Source organism: Amnibacterium sp. CER49, from assembly GCF_029846255.1.
Lineage (GTDB): Bacteria > Actinomycetota > Actinomycetes > Actinomycetales > Microbacteriaceae > Amnibacterium.
In genome coordinates this window covers 1,551,503-1,566,413 of record NZ_JARVWQ010000001.1, presented here as the reverse complement: position 1 = coordinate 1,566,413, position 14,911 = coordinate 1,551,503, and the positions used below count along the sequence as shown (strand labels likewise).

12 protein-coding genes and 1 tRNA gene are annotated in these 14,911 nt (G+C 70.8%); 7 read left to right on the top strand and 6 right to left on the bottom strand.

Annotated elements, in window-relative coordinates; genetic code table 11:
• Positions 1-9 precede the first annotated feature (9 nt).
• From QDR37_RS07630 to QDR37_RS07610, 5 genes are all read right to left on the bottom strand, one after another.
• On the bottom strand, positions 10-1,266 hold the full coding sequence (locus QDR37_RS07630) for a DUF2254 domain-containing protein (protein ID WP_279713021.1): 1,257 nt from the start codon (positions 1,264-1,266) through the stop codon (positions 10-12).
• A gap of 52 nt (positions 1,267-1,318) precedes the next feature.
• Positions 1,319-2,470 (bottom strand): glutathione-independent formaldehyde dehydrogenase, encoded by a 1,152-nt coding sequence (locus QDR37_RS07625; protein WP_279713020.1) that lies wholly within the window; start codon positions 2,468-2,470, stop codon positions 1,319-1,321.
• 204 nt (positions 2,471-2,674) lie between these two features.
• Entirely contained in the window at positions 2,675-3,847 is a 1,173-nt protein-coding gene (locus QDR37_RS07620; protein ID WP_279713019.1) for a glutathione-dependent formaldehyde dehydrogenase, read from the bottom strand.
• A 34-nt stretch (positions 3,848-3,881) separates the two neighbouring features.
• Positions 3,882-4,643: a hypothetical protein gene (locus tag QDR37_RS07615; RefSeq protein WP_279713018.1), complete on the bottom strand. Its 762-nt coding sequence runs from the start codon at positions 4,641-4,643 to the stop codon at positions 3,882-3,884.
• 319 nt (positions 4,644-4,962) lie between these two features.
• Entirely contained in the window at positions 4,963-5,985 is a 1,023-nt protein-coding gene (locus QDR37_RS07610; protein WP_279713582.1) for a LacI family DNA-binding transcriptional regulator, read from the bottom strand.
• A 340-nt stretch (positions 5,986-6,325) separates the two neighbouring features.
• On the opposite strand from QDR37_RS07610, the gene QDR37_RS07605 reads away from it, so the two are divergent.
• The 6 genes from QDR37_RS07605 to QDR37_RS07580 all read left to right on the top strand — a co-directional run bounded on the left by QDR37_RS07605 (position 6,326) and on the right by QDR37_RS07580 (position 13,264).
• Complete coding sequence (locus QDR37_RS07605) at positions 6,326-7,423, top strand: sugar ABC transporter substrate-binding protein (protein ID WP_279713017.1); 1,098 nt, start codon at positions 6,326-6,328, stop codon at positions 7,421-7,423.
• 136 nt (positions 7,424-7,559) lie between these two features.
• Positions 7,560-8,432 carry a sugar ABC transporter permease gene (locus QDR37_RS07600; RefSeq protein WP_279713016.1) on the top strand — a complete coding sequence of 291 codons (873 nt, stop codon included), beginning with the start codon at positions 7,560-7,562 and terminating at the stop codon, positions 8,430-8,432.
• Entirely contained in the window at positions 8,429-9,292 is an 864-nt protein-coding gene (locus tag QDR37_RS07595; protein WP_279713015.1) for a carbohydrate ABC transporter permease, read from the top strand. The genes QDR37_RS07600 and QDR37_RS07595 overlap by 4 nt, the downstream gene beginning before the upstream one ends.
• A 63-nt stretch (positions 9,293-9,355) precedes the next feature.
• Complete coding sequence (locus QDR37_RS07590) at positions 9,356-10,156, top strand: ThuA domain-containing protein (RefSeq protein WP_279713014.1); 801 nt, start codon at positions 9,356-9,358, stop codon at positions 10,154-10,156.
• Positions 10,153-11,271, top strand: coding sequence for a Gfo/Idh/MocA family oxidoreductase (locus QDR37_RS07585; RefSeq protein WP_279713013.1), 1,119 nt, complete (start codon positions 10,153-10,155; stop codon positions 11,269-11,271). The genes QDR37_RS07590 and QDR37_RS07585 overlap by 4 nt, the downstream gene beginning before the upstream one ends.
• 139 nt (positions 11,272-11,410) lie before the next feature.
• Complete coding sequence (locus QDR37_RS07580) at positions 11,411-13,264, top strand: beta-L-arabinofuranosidase domain-containing protein (RefSeq protein ID WP_279713012.1); 1,854 nt, start codon at positions 11,411-11,413, stop codon at positions 13,262-13,264.
• A 132-nt stretch (positions 13,265-13,396) separates the two neighbouring features.
• On the opposite strand, the gene QDR37_RS07575 is transcribed toward QDR37_RS07580, so the two are convergent.
• Positions 13,397-13,483 (bottom strand) — tRNA-Ser (locus tag QDR37_RS07575).
• A 95-nt stretch (positions 13,484-13,578) separates the two neighbouring features.
• Between QDR37_RS07575 and radA the strand changes: the two genes are divergently transcribed.
• Entirely contained in the window at positions 13,579-14,904 is a 1,326-nt protein-coding gene (radA, locus tag QDR37_RS07570; RefSeq protein WP_279713011.1) for a DNA repair protein RadA, read from the top strand.
• Positions 14,905-14,911: the final 7 nt, after the last annotated feature.

Genomic DNA, 14,911 nt, shown 5'->3' with positions numbered 1-14,911 from the left:
CGCCGACCGTCATCCCCTGCCCCTGAGGTCCGAGCCCGAACCGAGGCCCTGCACGTCGGGAACCAGCGGGATGTCCTCCTCCCGGACCTTCGCGATCAGCCGACGCCGCTGCTCCTCGAGCGGAGCGCGGCGCTCGGGCGGCGCCACCGCCACGAGGTCGTCGAACGCGGCGAGCAGGCGCCGCGCGACGAGCGGTGACGAGGCCCCGAGCACGACCGCCTCGCCGAAGGCGATCGTGACGTACCCGTCCCACGAGAGCTCCCGGGTCACGAGACGCAGACTCCCGCCCCCGTCGTGATGCTCCGCATCCGGGAGGCGGCGGAAGCAGAGCTGCCGCACCGCGTCGTGCAGCCGGTCGACCGCCTGCACCGCGGTCGCGGGGTCGTCGTGCGGGCTGGAGGCGATGCTGCGCTCGGTGATGTCGACGAGCTTGCGGAAGCCGTACGCGGCATCCCCGATGTGGCTGCGCGCGTTGTCGAACAGGACCAGCCGCCGGATCGCCGCCCCGTCGAGCGTCCTCCCGCGTCGGCTGCGCAGGAGCGGGGCGCCCCGAGGGACGAAGTCGCCGACCATGACGAGCATCTCGATGCAGTCGTCGGAGCGCCGGGCCAGCTCGACGAGCCCCTCGACGTCGAGCAGCACCACGACCCCCGCCTCTCGCGCGGGGACGGCGCCCTCCTCGATCGGCGCGGCGCCCTGCTCCGGGAACGACCGCTCGATCTCCGCCTGCAGGTTGTCGCCCACGAGATCGACCAGCCCCGCGACACGGAGCGACTGCCCCGCGTGATGGACGTAGGCGACGAGCGTGACGAGGCTGGCGAGCAGCAGCAGGTAGGCGAACGCGACGGTCACGCTCGGCACCGAGTGGCCCGTCGATCCCTTGTCGTTCACCTTCGCCACGGCGACCATGCAGAAGAGGAACGTCCCGGCGAAGAGGCCGTGCGCCAGCTGGCTGCGGCGGTCGTCGAGCAGCGCCCGCACGATGCGCGGGGAGAACTGCTGCATCGCGAGCTGGACGCCGAGCGTCATCACCGTCAGCACGATCGTCGTCAGGGTCAGCATCGACGACGCGGCCGTGCTGAGGATCGTCTGGGCCGCGCTCGGCGTCCCCAGCACACCCTGCGGCAGCCGGTCGTACCCCACGATGCCGTCGAGCGCGAGCGTGAGCGCCGCAGCGACCGCTGCGGCCAGGATGCAGAACAGGGGGACCAGCCACAGGCTGTTCGCCCGCCGCCGGTACGCCCTCAGGTGCCGTCGGCCGGTCACCGGGGCGCCTCGACCTGACGGTCGGCCGCCGCGTCGAGGCGCCCCGACGGCATCAGGCCGCCATCCCGGGCTTCATCACGACCTTCGTCCAGCCGTCGTCGCGCGCGTCGAAGTGCTGATAGGCGTCCGGCGCTCCCTCGAGCGGGATCTCGTGGCTGACGATGAACGACGGCGTCGCCTTGCCGGCCGCGATCAGGTCGCGCAGCTGCCGGTTGTAGCGCTTCACGGGCGCCTGACCGCTGCCGATGTGCTGACCCTTGAACCAGAACATCCCGAAGTCGAACGCGATCTGCCCCTGCTTCGCGAGCTGGTCCGTGGCGCCCGGATCCTGTGGCACGAAGACGCCGACCGTGCCGATCTTGCCCGTGAACCGCACCGAGCCGACGAGCCGGTTCATGGTGAGGTTCGGGTGCTCCTCGCCGCTCGGGTCGTGGGCCTGGTAGCCCACGCACTCGCAGCCGTTGTCGGCGCCGAGCCCCATGGTCTGCTCCAGCACGGCCTGCACCGGGTCGACCTTCGAGTCGTCGATCGCGATCGCGCCGATGGACTCCGCCAGGGCGAGCCGGTCCGGCTGACGGTCGACGACCATGACCTTGCTCGCGCCCCGGATCGTCGCGGACAGCGCGGCCATCAGGCCGACGGGACCCGCCCCGTAGATCACGGTCTGATCGCCCGGCTTCACCTCGGCGAGCTCGGTCGCGTGGTACCCGGTGGGGAAGATGTCGGCGAGCATCACGTAGTCGGTCGACCGCTCGTCCGCGTCCTCGCCGAGCCGGAGACAGTTGAAGTCGGCCCACGGCACCCGCAGCAGCTCGGCCTGGCCGCCGGCCCACGGCCCCATGTCGGCGAAGCCGTACGCGGCCCCTGCCATCGCCTGCTCCGGCTGCGCCGTGAGGCAGTAGTTGGTGAGGCCCCGCTCGCAGTTCTTGCAGTGCCCGCAGGCGACGTTGAAGGGCATGACGACGCGGTCGCCCACCTTCAGCTTGTCGACGCCGTCACCGACCTCGATCACCTCGCCCATGTTCTCGTGGCCGAACCAGCGGCCGGTCTCGAAGTCGGTGCGGCCCTCGTACATGTGCAGGTCCGACCCGCAGATGTTCGTGGTCGTGATCCGCACGAGCGCGTCGGTCGGGCGCTCGATCCGGGCGTCCGGGACGTCCTTGACGGTCACCTTGCGCGGCCCCTCGTAGACGACGGCTTTCATGACGCTCTCCCTTCGAAGACGATCGGCGCGGTGCCGGACGACACGCACCACCGCGGTCGGATCCCCGCCGCGGTCCTCCCATCACAGGGGCCGGGTACGGGCCGGCGCATCGGCAGACCTGCCGATATCGGCGCCCGGTCAGCGCACGCACAGGCAGCGGCGGTCCTGGTTCCCCGGACTGCGCCGCTGCCTGTGGTCCCGCGATCAGGCCGAGAGCACGACCTTCGTGCACTCGTCCTGCTTCTGCTTGAAGATCTCGTAGCCCCGCGGCGCCTCCTCGAGCGGCAGCCGGTGCGAGATCACGAAGCTCGGGTCGATCTCCCCGCGCTCGATGCGGTCGAGCAGCGGACGGGTGTACCGCTGCACGTGGCACTGGCCGGTACGCATCGTGATGCCGCGGTTCATCCAGGATCCGACGGGGAACTTGTCCATCAGGCCTCCGTAGACGCCGATCACGGACACGGTGCCGCCGTTGCGGCACGAGGTGATCGCCTGCCGCAGGGCGGGCCCGCGGTCCGTCTCCGCCCGCACCGCCTGCTTGGCGCGGTCGTAGAGCTGCAGCGGCGCGAGGTCCGTGTGCGCCTCCATGCCGACCGCGTCGATGCACGCGTCGGGCCCGCGACCAGCGGTGAGGTCCTTCAGCACCTCCTCGACGTCGACCTTCTCGTAGTCGATGGTCTCCGCGCCCACCTCGGCCGCGGCCTTCTGCAGGCGGTAGTCGAAGCGGTCGATCGCGATGACCCGCTCGGCGCCCAGCAGGCGCGCGCTCGCCATCGCGAGCAGGCCGACGGGGCCGGCGCCCCAGACCGCGATCACCTCGCCGCCCGTGATGTCGCACATCTCCGCGCCCATGAAGCCGGTGGGGAAGATGTCGGAGAGGAACAGCACCTTCTCGTCCGGCAGGTCGTTCTCGATCTTGATCGGCCCGACGTCCGCGAAGGGCACCCGCGCGTACTGCGCCTGGCCGCCGGCGAACCCGCCCGTGAGGTGGGAGTAGCCGAAGATGCCGGCACCTGCATACCCCCACAGCTTCTCGGCCATGCCCGCGTTCGGGTTCGAGTTCTCGCACACGGAGTAGAGCCCCGCGGCGCAGGCGTTGCAGGCGCCGCACGCGATCGGGAAGGGCACCACGACCCGGTCCCCCGGACGCAGGTCGCCGACCCCGCTCCCCACCTCGACGACCTCGCCCATGAACTCGTGCCCGAGCACGTCGCCCTTCTCCATCGTCGGGATGAACCCGTCGTAGAGGTGCAGGTCCGACCCGCAGATCGCGGTCGACGTGATCTTCACGATCGCGTCCCGCTCGTTCAGGATCGTGGGATCCGGGACGTCCCGCACCTCGACGCTCGTCCGGCCCATCCAGCAGTTCGCTCGCACGTTCTCCTCCTTCGCTCTTCCTCGCCTGCCGGCGCTAGGACTTCGCGCCCACCGGTTCGGCGCTGCGCTGCTTGCGGGTGCGCGGAGCGCTCGTGCCCTCCGGGCTGCCCTCCGACCGCACGACCTCACCGGTCTCGAGCACCTGCTTGAACCGGCGGATCGCGTCCGAGAGCTGCCGCCCCGGGTCGGTGCCGGTGACGGCTCCGACGGCCTTGCCGACCGGGCCGCCCGAGCCCTTGTCGAGCACCGCCCGCACCTCCGTGCCGCGCCCACCGGGCGCGGGGGCGAAGGTCACCGTCGCCTCCGTCGACAGGGGCGGGTCGGCCTCCGGCAACCGGGACCGCACCTCCGCCTCCTCGAGCCGGATCGTCACCGCTGCCTTGAACACCATCTGCCGTCTCCTCTCCTCGCTGTGGGCGCCCGTAGCGGAGCGGGTCGCCCGGATCGCTGCCGCCACGTCGGCCGCCGTGACCGCGACGAGGAAGGCGGTCACGCGCGCCATCCGCGCACGCTCCCCGCCGGACTTCCTCACGGTCGTGACGGAGGCGAGCGGCACGTCGATCACGTCCTGCGCCACGCGGGCCCAGAGCCAGGCGGGCCGTCTCGTCGCGAGCAGCCCGGTGCCGACGGCGAGCTCGCGGACGCCGACCGCCCGCAGCACGCCGCGCACAGGCGGACGCGTGCTGAGCCCGGCGACCCGCGCCACCGCCCGCGGAGCGACCAGGGGCGCGGCGCCGAGCGCGAGGCTGAAGGCCCCGAGTCCGACGTGCAACGCCTGCGTCCCTCTGCTCGCCATGGTTCCTCCTCCGCGCCCGGGCCGCTGATCGCGGCCGGCACCATTGCAAGCCGTGCCCGCTCCCCCGCGCATCGGCAGATCTGCCGATGCCGAGCGATGCGCAGGAACGACGGAGCGCCGGGAGCCGGATCTCCACCGGGGCGCCACAGCCGAGCGAGCTCCAGAGTTGCGCCGACGCCGGCTTACGACGTCGCTTGCGACTCGCCGCTCGCCACTGTGCTGAAGCGCATGGCTCTGGCCCGCGGAGCAGGCGAACGGTGTTCAGCGGCGGCGAGCGAGCGCATGGACCCGCATCGTCGGCGCGCTCCGACGCGAGCGCTTACGAGGACGGAGCGAGCGCGCGCCTGCCCGGAGAGGGGGGCGCGACCGAGGCGCCTTCACGACGGAGGCAGGGGATCAGAAGCTGGGTGGGCGCGCACTCCGGATCCCGCAGCCGGCGGATCAGTGCTTCCGTCGCGCGGCGCCCCATCTCCGCCCCGGGGCCGTCCCATCTCGTGATCGGAGGCTCGAGAAGCGCGACCGCGCCCGTCGTGCTGATGCCGACGACGGACAGGTCCTCCGGGATCCGTACGCCTCGGCGCTGCGCCCAGCCGACGAGGCGAGCGAGCGCTGTCGCGTGCATGCCGATGACGGCGGTCGTGTCCGGCGCCTCCTCGGCCATGCGTCTCAACAGGTCCTCCTGATCCGGCCCGATCGGCGACCTGAGGACCGCGCCGATGAGGCCGCGCCGAGCGATCGCCTCGCGGAAGGTCTGCTCGACCCGAACCGGCGGGCTGTAGCCGGCGAGGGGAGTGCCCGCGAAGTCCTCCAGAAGCAGCGTCAGGTGTCGGTGTCCGAGGTCCGCGAGCTCGTCGACCACGTCGCGCGTCGTCTGCTCGAAGTCCATGTCGACGTAGTCGACGCCGGACACATCGCGCGTGCGTCCGATGAGCGCGAAGGGGGCTTGGTCGGAGCGGAGGTTCGTGACCCGCTCGTCGTCCTGCTGCACCTCGAGCAGCAGGATGCCGTCGGCGATCCCGGCCTCGATCACCGAGGCCACCTCGTGAGCGCCCTCGCTGTTGCGCATGGGCCAGAGCATGAGGTCGTAGCCGGCGTCTCTGGCGGCGTCCGCGGCGGCCGCGATGAACGAGCTGAGGTCGTGGTCGAGGATGGGCAGCAGCAGACAGAGGATGTGCGATCGCCTGCTCGCGAGCGCCCTCGCCATCGCGTTGCGGCGGTACCCGAGGTCGTCGATGGCCTGCAGGATCTTGCGACGGGTCTCGGGAGCGACCGGCTTCGTGCCGTTGACCACGAACGAGACCGTGGAGATGGAGACGTTCGCCCGGTCGGCGACCTCCTGCATCGTGGCCACGTCCGATGCCCTTCTCGTGCTCGCCCCTGACGAAGTATGACAGTCGAACCGAGACATCAAAGCGCTTGACCTGCCGTCGGCTCGTCGCCTACAGTCCCCCGCAAGCACCTGCCGAAGCTTCACCGAGGAACTTCGGCCTCACTTTTGAGTCAGCGGTCAAGCGCTTGACCAGAAGTCAGGCGGCAGGGCCACGCAGCGAAGGAGCTCGTCGATGAAGATGTCGAAGACCGTGGCCGTCCTGGCGGGAGCAGCGCTCGCATCGCTGGCTCTCGCCGGATGCTCGAGCGGGTCAGGAGGGTCCGGACCCGGCTCAGGGGGTGGCAGCAAGTCCTTGACGATCGAGGACTACTACCAGGCGAACTACAACCCGATCTATCAGAAGTGCGCGAAGCAGGTCGGCGCCAAGGTCACGATCAACCACGTCGCCGGCGCGGGACTCATCGCGAAGGTCCTTCAGCAGGCCTCGTCGCGCACGCTGCCCGACGTGCTGATGCTCGACAACCCCGACATCCAGCAGATCGCAGCATCGGGCGCCCTGTCGCCGCTGACCGACTACGGCCTCAGCGGCAAGGGGGATGTTCCGGCCGTCACCGCAGCCGGCAGCTACAAGGGCAAGCTCTACGGCCTCGAGCCGGTGACGAACTCCATCGCGCTCTACTACAACGTCAAGATGCTGAAGGCTGCCAACGTGACGCCGCCGAAGACGTGGGACGAGCTGCGAGCGGCCGCGAAGAAGCTCACCAAGGGCAAGACCTACGGCTTCGCGATGAGCAACATCAACACCTACGAGGGCACGTGGCAGTTCCTGCCCTTCTTCTGGTCCAACGGCGGTGACGAGAAGAACATCGCGACGCCGCAGGCCGCGCAGGCCCTGCAGTTCGACCTCGACCTGCAGAACGACGGCTCGATGTCGAAGAGCTCGATCAACTGGGCCCAGGCGGATGTGAACAACCAGTTCATCGCCGGCAAGGCCGCGATGATGATCAACGGTCCCTGGCAGCTGCCGGCCCTCAAGGCAGCGAAGGGCCTCGAGTTCGCCAGCGTGCCGATCCCCACGCGGACCGGGGATGCGCCGGTGGCGCCGCTCGGCGGGGAGGCGTTCACGGTGCCGCTCACGAAGAGCAAGGACACGATGGCGCTCGCAGGCAGGTTCGTCGGCTGCCTCAACACCCCGTCCATGCAGACGTACATCGCGGGAGTCACCGGCAACGTCCCGACGAACGAGGTCTCGGCCGACGCATGGGCGAAGACCCACTCGGACGTGGCGGCCTTCGTGACCACGACGAAGACCGCCCGAGCGCGGACCGGTGAGCTCGGACCGGACTGGCCGAAGGCGGCCACGAAGATCTACACCGCCGTCCAGGCGGCCCTGACCGGCAAGGCGTCGCCCACGGCGGCGCTGCAGCAGGCCCAGTCCCAGAGCCAGTGAGCCGGTCGGTGGGGGGCGGCGCACCGCCCCCCACCGCTCCAGGGAGGAGGGACCGATGAGCGCGTCGGTCGAGGCAGCGGTCGGGAGTCGTCCCGCGGCCGTCGTGGCAGGACATCCGGGACGACCGAGGGCGCGGGTGCTGAGCAGCCTGTCGCGGTGGCTGTTCATCGCGCCGGCGGTGCTCTACGTCGCCGTGTTCTTCGGGTATCCGGTCGTGAAGAACGTGGTCATGTCCTTCCAGGACTACTCGACCCGCACGTTCTTCACCGGGGAGGCGCCCTGGGTCGGTTTCAAGAACTACGCGGCGACGTTCGGGAGCAGCCTGTTCACGACCACGGTCGTGAACACGGCGCTGTTCACGATCGGCTCGATCGTCGCGCAGTTCGTGATCGGTCTCGGCCTCGCGCTGTTCTTCAAGCGGAGCTTCCCGCTGAGCGGCTTCCTGCGGGGCCTGCTGCTGCTGCCGTGGCTGCTGCCGCTCATCGCCTCCAGCGCGGTGTGGAAGTGGATGCTCGACCAGGACAGCGGGGCGGTGAACCAGTTCCTCGGCCTCTTCGGGATCCCCGCGGTGCCGTGGCTGGTGAGCCCGAACCTCGCGCTCGTGGCGGTGATCGGGGTGAACATCTGGCTGGGGATCCCGTTCAACACGACGATCCTGTACAGCGGCCTGCAGAGCGTGCCGCAGGAGCTCTACGAGGCCGCGTCGCTCGACGGGGCGGTCGGCGTCCGTGCCTTCCGCTACATCACCTGGCCGAGCATCCGGTCCGTCGTGAGCGTCGTGATCGTGCTCGGCGTCGTCTACACGCTGAAGGTCGTCGACATCATCCTCGGCCTCACGGGCGGCGGCCCCGCGAACTCGACACAGACCCTCGCGACGAACGCCTACCACCAGTCGTTCGTGAACTTCCAGTTCGGTGAGGGCGCCGCCGTCAGCAACGTGCTGATCGTCGTGTCGTTCGTCTTCGCCATCGTGTACATCTCCCTCTCCCGGAAGGCGGTCGACGAATGACGACCTCGGTAGGCGCACTGCCGGCGCGCGTCGCCGCTCCGCGCCGTCCTCGTAGCGGGGGCCGCTCGCTGCTGATGAGCGCGCTCGGGGTGCTGTTCCTGGCGCTGATGATCTTCCCCGTCTACTGGATGGTGAACAGCAGCCTGCAGGGGGCCCAGGGTGCTGCGTCGATGACGTGGTTCCCGACGAGCCCGACGTTCGACGGGTACATCGCCGCCTTTCAGCAGCAGAGCCAGAACTTCCTGACCAGCATGATCGTGAGCCTGGGCTCGGTCATCGTGACACTGGTGTTCGCGACCCCGGCCGCGTACGGGCTCGCCCGGTTCCGGATGCGCGGCACGGGAGCGTTCCTGCTGGTGCTGCTCGTGACGCAGATGATCCCGACGATCGTCATCGCGAACGCGCTCTACACGCTCTTCAACGACGTGGGGCTGCTGAACAGCTATCTCGGGCTGATCCTGGCCGACGCCGCGGCGCAGATCCCGTTCTCGATCCTGCTGATGCGGGCGTTCATGGAGTCGATCCCGTCGAGCCTCGTCGAGGCGGCGCTCGTGGACGGCGCGAACAACTTCCGCGCCTTCATCTCGATCGTGGTGCCGATCAGCCGCAACGCGATCGTGACGGCCGCCCTGTTCACATTCCTCGGCGCGTGGGGGGACTTCCTCATCGCGCTCACGCTCACGTCGACGACCGCGGTCCGACCGATCACGCTCGGCATCTACAACTACATCGGCTCCAACGTCACCAACTGGGGTCCGGTGATGGCCACCGCCGTCCTTGCGTCGCTGCCCGCCGCGGTGCTGCTCGTGATCGCGCAGCGCTACATCGCCGCCGGCGCGCTCGGCGGCGCGGTCAAGTAGCTCGGATCCCGTCTCCGGGATCGTTTCCCTTCCAGTCCGTCCATGAAAGGACCAGCGCAGCCCATGCCTGCTTCGAATCGACCGCTCAACGTCCTCGTGTGGGGTGAGAACCGGCACGAGCAGACCGAGCCGCACGTGCGAGAGCTCTACCCGGACGGTATGCACGGCGCGATCCGGGCCGGCATCGAGGAGAACCTCGGCGAGTCGGTCTCCGTGCGCACCGCGACCCTCGACGAGCCGGAGCACGGCCTGAGCGAGGAGGTGCTCGCCGGCACCGACGTGCTCACCTGGTGGGGCCACGCCGCCCACGGCGAGGTCGACGACGAGGTCGTCGAGCGGGTGCACCGCCGGGTGCTCGAGGGGATGGGCCTGATCGTGCTGCACTCGGGGCACTGGTCGAAGCTCTTCGTCAAGCTGATGGGGACGACGTGCACGCTCCGCTGGCGGAGCGAGCACGACCGCGAGCTCGTCTGGACGGTCAACCCGAGCCATCCGATCGCCCGAGGCGTCCCGCACCCGATCGAGATCCCCGAGCAGGAGATGTACGGCGAGCAGTTCGACATCCCGGTACCGGATGAGCTCGTCTTCATCAGCTCGTTCTCGGGCGGCGAGGTCTTCCGCAGCGGCTGCACCTTCCGCCGCGGTAACGGCAAGATCTTCTACTTCAGCCCCGGTGACCAGGACTTCCCGGTGTACCACCACCGGGACGTGCGGCGGGTCATCGCCAACGCCGTCGAATGGGCCGCTCCCACGCGTCCCGAGCCCGCGCTCCCAACGCTGCTCCGCTACGAGACCGGCGACTTCTTCCATGGCCACGGCTACCAGGGCGCCCTCGACGCCGAGCACCGCGGCGGCCAGGCATGACCGCCCCGCTTCCGGTGATCCAGGTCGGAGCGGGGGCGATGGGGCGGGCGTGGCTCGACGCGATCACGCGGTCACCCGATGTCGAGCTCGTCGGGGTCGTCGAGCTCGACGCCGCCATCGCGGAGTCGGCGCTCGCCGAGCTCGGCCAGGACGTACCCGTCGGCACCGACGCCGCCGAACTCGCCGAGCGCACCGGGGCACGGGCCGTCGTCGACGTCACCGTGCCCGGAGCGCACCTGCCGGTCAACCTCGGCGCCCTCCGCGCCGGGCTCGCGGTCCTCTGCGAGAAGCCCGTCACCCCGACCGTCCGCGATGCGCTCGTCCTCACCGCGGCCGCCGAGGTGAGCGGGAAGCTGCTGATGGTGAGCCAGTCGCGCCGGTACTACGCCGCACTCGCGACACTCAGGCAGCGCGCCGCCGGCCTCGGCGGCGTCGAGTTCCTCAGCACCGAGTTCATGAAGGCTCCGCACTTCGGAGGATTCCGCGAGGAGATGGACCACCCCCTCCTCGTCGACATGGCGATCCACGCCTTCGACGTCGCGCGCTACCTCCTCGGCAGCGCCCCCGTGAGCGTCACCTGCCAGTCGTTCAACCCCTCCTGGAGCTGGTTCCGCGGAGACGCGGCCGCCAGCGCGCTCTTCGAGTTCGCAGGCGGAGCGCGCTTCCAGTACACCGGCAGCTGGGTCGCCCCGGGGCTCGAGACCTCCTGGAACGGTTCCTGGCGCGTCGGAGGAGCAGAGGGCACGGCGAGCTGGGACGGCGAAGCCGAGGTCGTCGTGCAGACGGGGTCGGGCGATGCGGAGCGACTCGTCGTCCCACCGGGGCCGGCGGAGTCGATCGACGGCTCGCTCGCCGACTTCGTGCAGGCGGTCCGCACGGGAGGGACCCCGACCTCGGGGGAGATCCACGAGAACGTCCTCACGCTCGCGATGGTCGAGGCCGCGGTGCGGTCCGCCTCGAGCGGCGAACGCGTCGAGATCGCCCGCCTCCTCGACGAGGCGTGGCACGAGGCGTTGCAGCGGGATCTCGCACCCGACCATCGCGCGGCGATGACGAGTTGGGGAAGCGCGGCCGCGCACCTCGGGCTGCGTGACTCGACGGCGACGACTGTATGAGCCGGCGCGAAGGCGCACGGCCCGCACCGATCCGATCTGATCGACCTGCCCGGGCCGGCTCGTCTCATGAGGCTTCGCCGGGCACGTTGCCTCCGTCAGCCACCCCACGCCACGGCTCGATCGAGCCAGGGAGATATCGATGAGCACCGTTCAGGACCTCCGCCACCCGACCGCGCTGAGCACTGACGCAGATGTGGTCCTCCGCCCGCTCGACGTGAAGGACGCCGAGATCACCGGCGGGTTCTGGCTGGACCGGCAAGCGGTGAACCGGGACAGCTCGATCCCCGACGGCCTCCGTCGACTGCACGAGTCGGGCGTGATCGACAACTTCCGGACGGTTGCGACCGGGTCGGGCGAGGCCCGAGGCCCGATCTTCGCGGACTCGGACGTCTACAAGTGGCTCGAGGCCGCGGCCTGGGAGTACGGGCGGCAGCCGGACGAGCGGCTGCTGGCCGAGCAGCTCGAGATCACGCGCATCGTCGCCGCGGCCCAGGAGCCGGACGGCTACCTGGACACGGTCGTGCAGCTGCGACGGGGCGTGCGCTACAGCGACCCGGCCCACGATCACGAGCTGTACTGCGCGGGGCACCTCTTCCAGGCGGCGGTCGCCCAGCGCCGGGCCACGGGCCGCACGGAGCTGCTCGACGTCGCCATGCGGCTGGCGGATCATCTGGTGCGGGAGTTCGGCCCGGGAGGCCGCCCCCACGTGGAAGGGCACCCGGTGGTCGAGATGGGGCTGGTCGAGCTCTACCGCGAAACCGGCCGCGACGACTACCTGCAGCTCGCATCCCGCTTCGTCGAGGAGCGAGGCCATGGGCTCCTCCACGAGCAGGACCCGTCCTTGGACCTCACCTACTTCTCCGACCGCGTCCCCGTTCGAGAGACCAGGAGCCCGGAGGGACATGCCGTCCGGGCGGTCTATCTGGCGGCGGGCGCGGCGGACGTGGCGGCCGAGACGCGCGACCGCGACCTGGTGGATGCGCTGGCGGAGCAGTACACGGGCATGACGACGGCGAAGCAGTACGTGACCGGGGGCCTCGGCGCTCGCTGGGAGGGGGAGGCGTTCGGCGACCCGTACGAGCTGCCGCCGGACCGCGCCTATGCGGAGACGTGTGCGGCGATCGGCGCCGCCCAGTGGGCCTGGCGGATGCTGCTGTCGACCGGCGAGGCGCGCTACGCGGATCAGATCGAGCGGATGCTGCTGAACGCGATGCTGCCGGGGGTGTCCCTCGGAGGCCAGGAGTTCTTCTACGTCAACACGCTGCATCTTCGAGCGGATGCGAGTCCGGACACGGAGCGCAGCGCGGCGAACGGACGCCGCCCTTGGTTCGACGTGGCCTGCTGCCCGCCCAACGTCATGCGCACCGTGGCCAGCATCGCCGGCTACGTGGCGACCGGGTCGGACGACGGCTTGCAGCTGCACCAGTACGCGACCGGGCGCTTCGCCGGCCGCGGGCTCTCGATCGAGGTGCAGACGGGCTACCCGTTCGACGGGACCGTCGACATCGCGGTGCACGAGGCGCGAGAAGGGGCCACGCTCGCCCTCCGCGTCCCTGAGTGGGCGGCCGGCGCGACGCTCGACGGAAGGAGCATCGAGCCCGGCGCATACGCGCTTGTCGACCGGCCCCTGCACCCGGGCGACCGGGTGGCGCTGCAGCTTCCTATGAGGGCCCGCCTGACGGAGGCCGACGACCGGGTGGATGCGGTGCGGGGGGCCGTGGCGATCGAGCGAGGACCGCTCGTCTACGCCCTCGAGCAGGTCGACCAGCCTGAAGGCGTCGTCCTCGACGACCTCCGGCTGAAGGGCCCTCTCGAGATGGCGGAGGTGCCGGGGCCAGGCCTCGTGGAGGGCGACATCGCCCTCCGCTTCGAGGCGGTCCAGATCGGGCGGGGAGGGGCCCCGGATCGCGGGGTGACCGCGACTGCCGTTCCCTATTTCGAATGGGCGAACCGAGGCGTGGGACCGATGCGCGTCTGGATGCCTCGCGTGTGACGCTTGCGGCGCGGGTATGCCCCGCGTGAGGCCGCGCGATCTCCGCCGCACCGCCGCCAGCCGCGCGATCCAGTCCGACGACAGAACCGCCGCGGTCCCCTGATCACTGGGGACCGCGGCGGTTCTGTCCGGCGGTGGCGGTGGGATTTGAACCCACGGTGGAGTCACCCCCACACATGTTTTCGAGACATGCTCCTTCGGCCGCTCGGACACGCCACCGCGGACGAGTGTACGGGAACTCGCGCGGCCGGGCCTCGCGCGGCTCGCCGCGCCGCCCTCCCGGTGCTGTCGGTGCTCGCACGTACCTTCGAAGCATGCCGACCGCACGCACACGCCCCACCCCGCAGGGCTTCCGCTGCTCCGAGTGCGGCTGGCGGACCACCAAGTGGGTCGGCCGCTGCGCCGAGTGCCAGGGCTGGGGCACGGTCGCCGAGGTCGAGGCCGCCCTCGGTCGCGTGCAGCCGGCCGCGGTGCCGCCGTCCCGGCAGGCCCGCCTCATCAGCGACGTCCCGGCCGACGCCATGCGGCGGCGGCCGAGCGGCGTCGCCGAGTTCGACCGCGTGCTCGGGGGCGGCATCGTGCCGGGCGCCGTCATCCTGCTCTCGGGCGAGCCCGGCGTCGGCAAGAGCACGCTGCTCCTCGCCGTCGCCGCGCACGTCGCGAGCAAAGGCGCCAAGGTGCTCTACGTGAGCGCCGAGGAGTCGACGTCCCAGGTGCGCCTCCGGGCCGAGCGCACCGGCGCGCTGCACCCGTCGCTGTGGCTGTCGTCCGACACCGACCTCGCCGTCGTGCTCGGCCAGATCGACCAGGTGCAGCCCGACCTCGTCATCGTCGACTCGGTGCAGACCGTCGCCTCCGCCGAGACCAACGGCTTCGCCGGCGGCCCCGGTCAGGTGCGCGAGGTCGCCGTGTCCCTCACTCGGGTCGCGAAGGAGCGCGACCTGCCCGTGCTCCTCGTCGGACACGTCACGAAGGACGGCCAGATCGCGGGCCCGCGCGTGCTCGAGCACCTCGTCGACGTGGTCTGCCAGTTCGAGGGCGACCGGCAGACGGCGCTCCGCTTCGTCCGGGCTGTGAAGAACCGCTTCGGCCCGACCGACGAGGTCGGCTGCTTCGAGATGACCGGCGACGGCATCGCCGAGGTGCCCGACCCGAGTGGCCTGTTCCTCTCCCGCAGCGTCGGCGCCGAGTCCGGCACCTGCGTCACGATCGCGATGGAGGGCCGCCGGGCCCTCCCCGTCGAGATCCAGGCGCTCGTCATCCCCACGAAGTCCGCGCAGCCGCGCCGTGTCGTGAACGGGGTCGACGGCAACCGGGTCGCCATGCTCCTCGCGGTGCTCGAACGGCACGCGAAGGTCAAGCTGTCCGAGTCCGACGTCTACGTGTCCACCGTCGGCGGGGTGCGGCTCACCGAGCCCGCCGCCGACCTCGCGATCGCGCTCGCCCTCGGCTCCGCGGCCCGCGACGTGGCGCTGCGCACGAACCTCGCCGCGTCGGGCGAGATCAGCCTCGCCGGTGAGATCCGGCCCGCCGCGCAGAGCAGCCGGCGCGAGAACGAGGCACGGCGCCTCGGCTACGGCACGCTGCTCGGTCCCGACATCGCCACGCTGCGCGACGCGATCGGCATGGCGATCGCCTAGCCGCGCC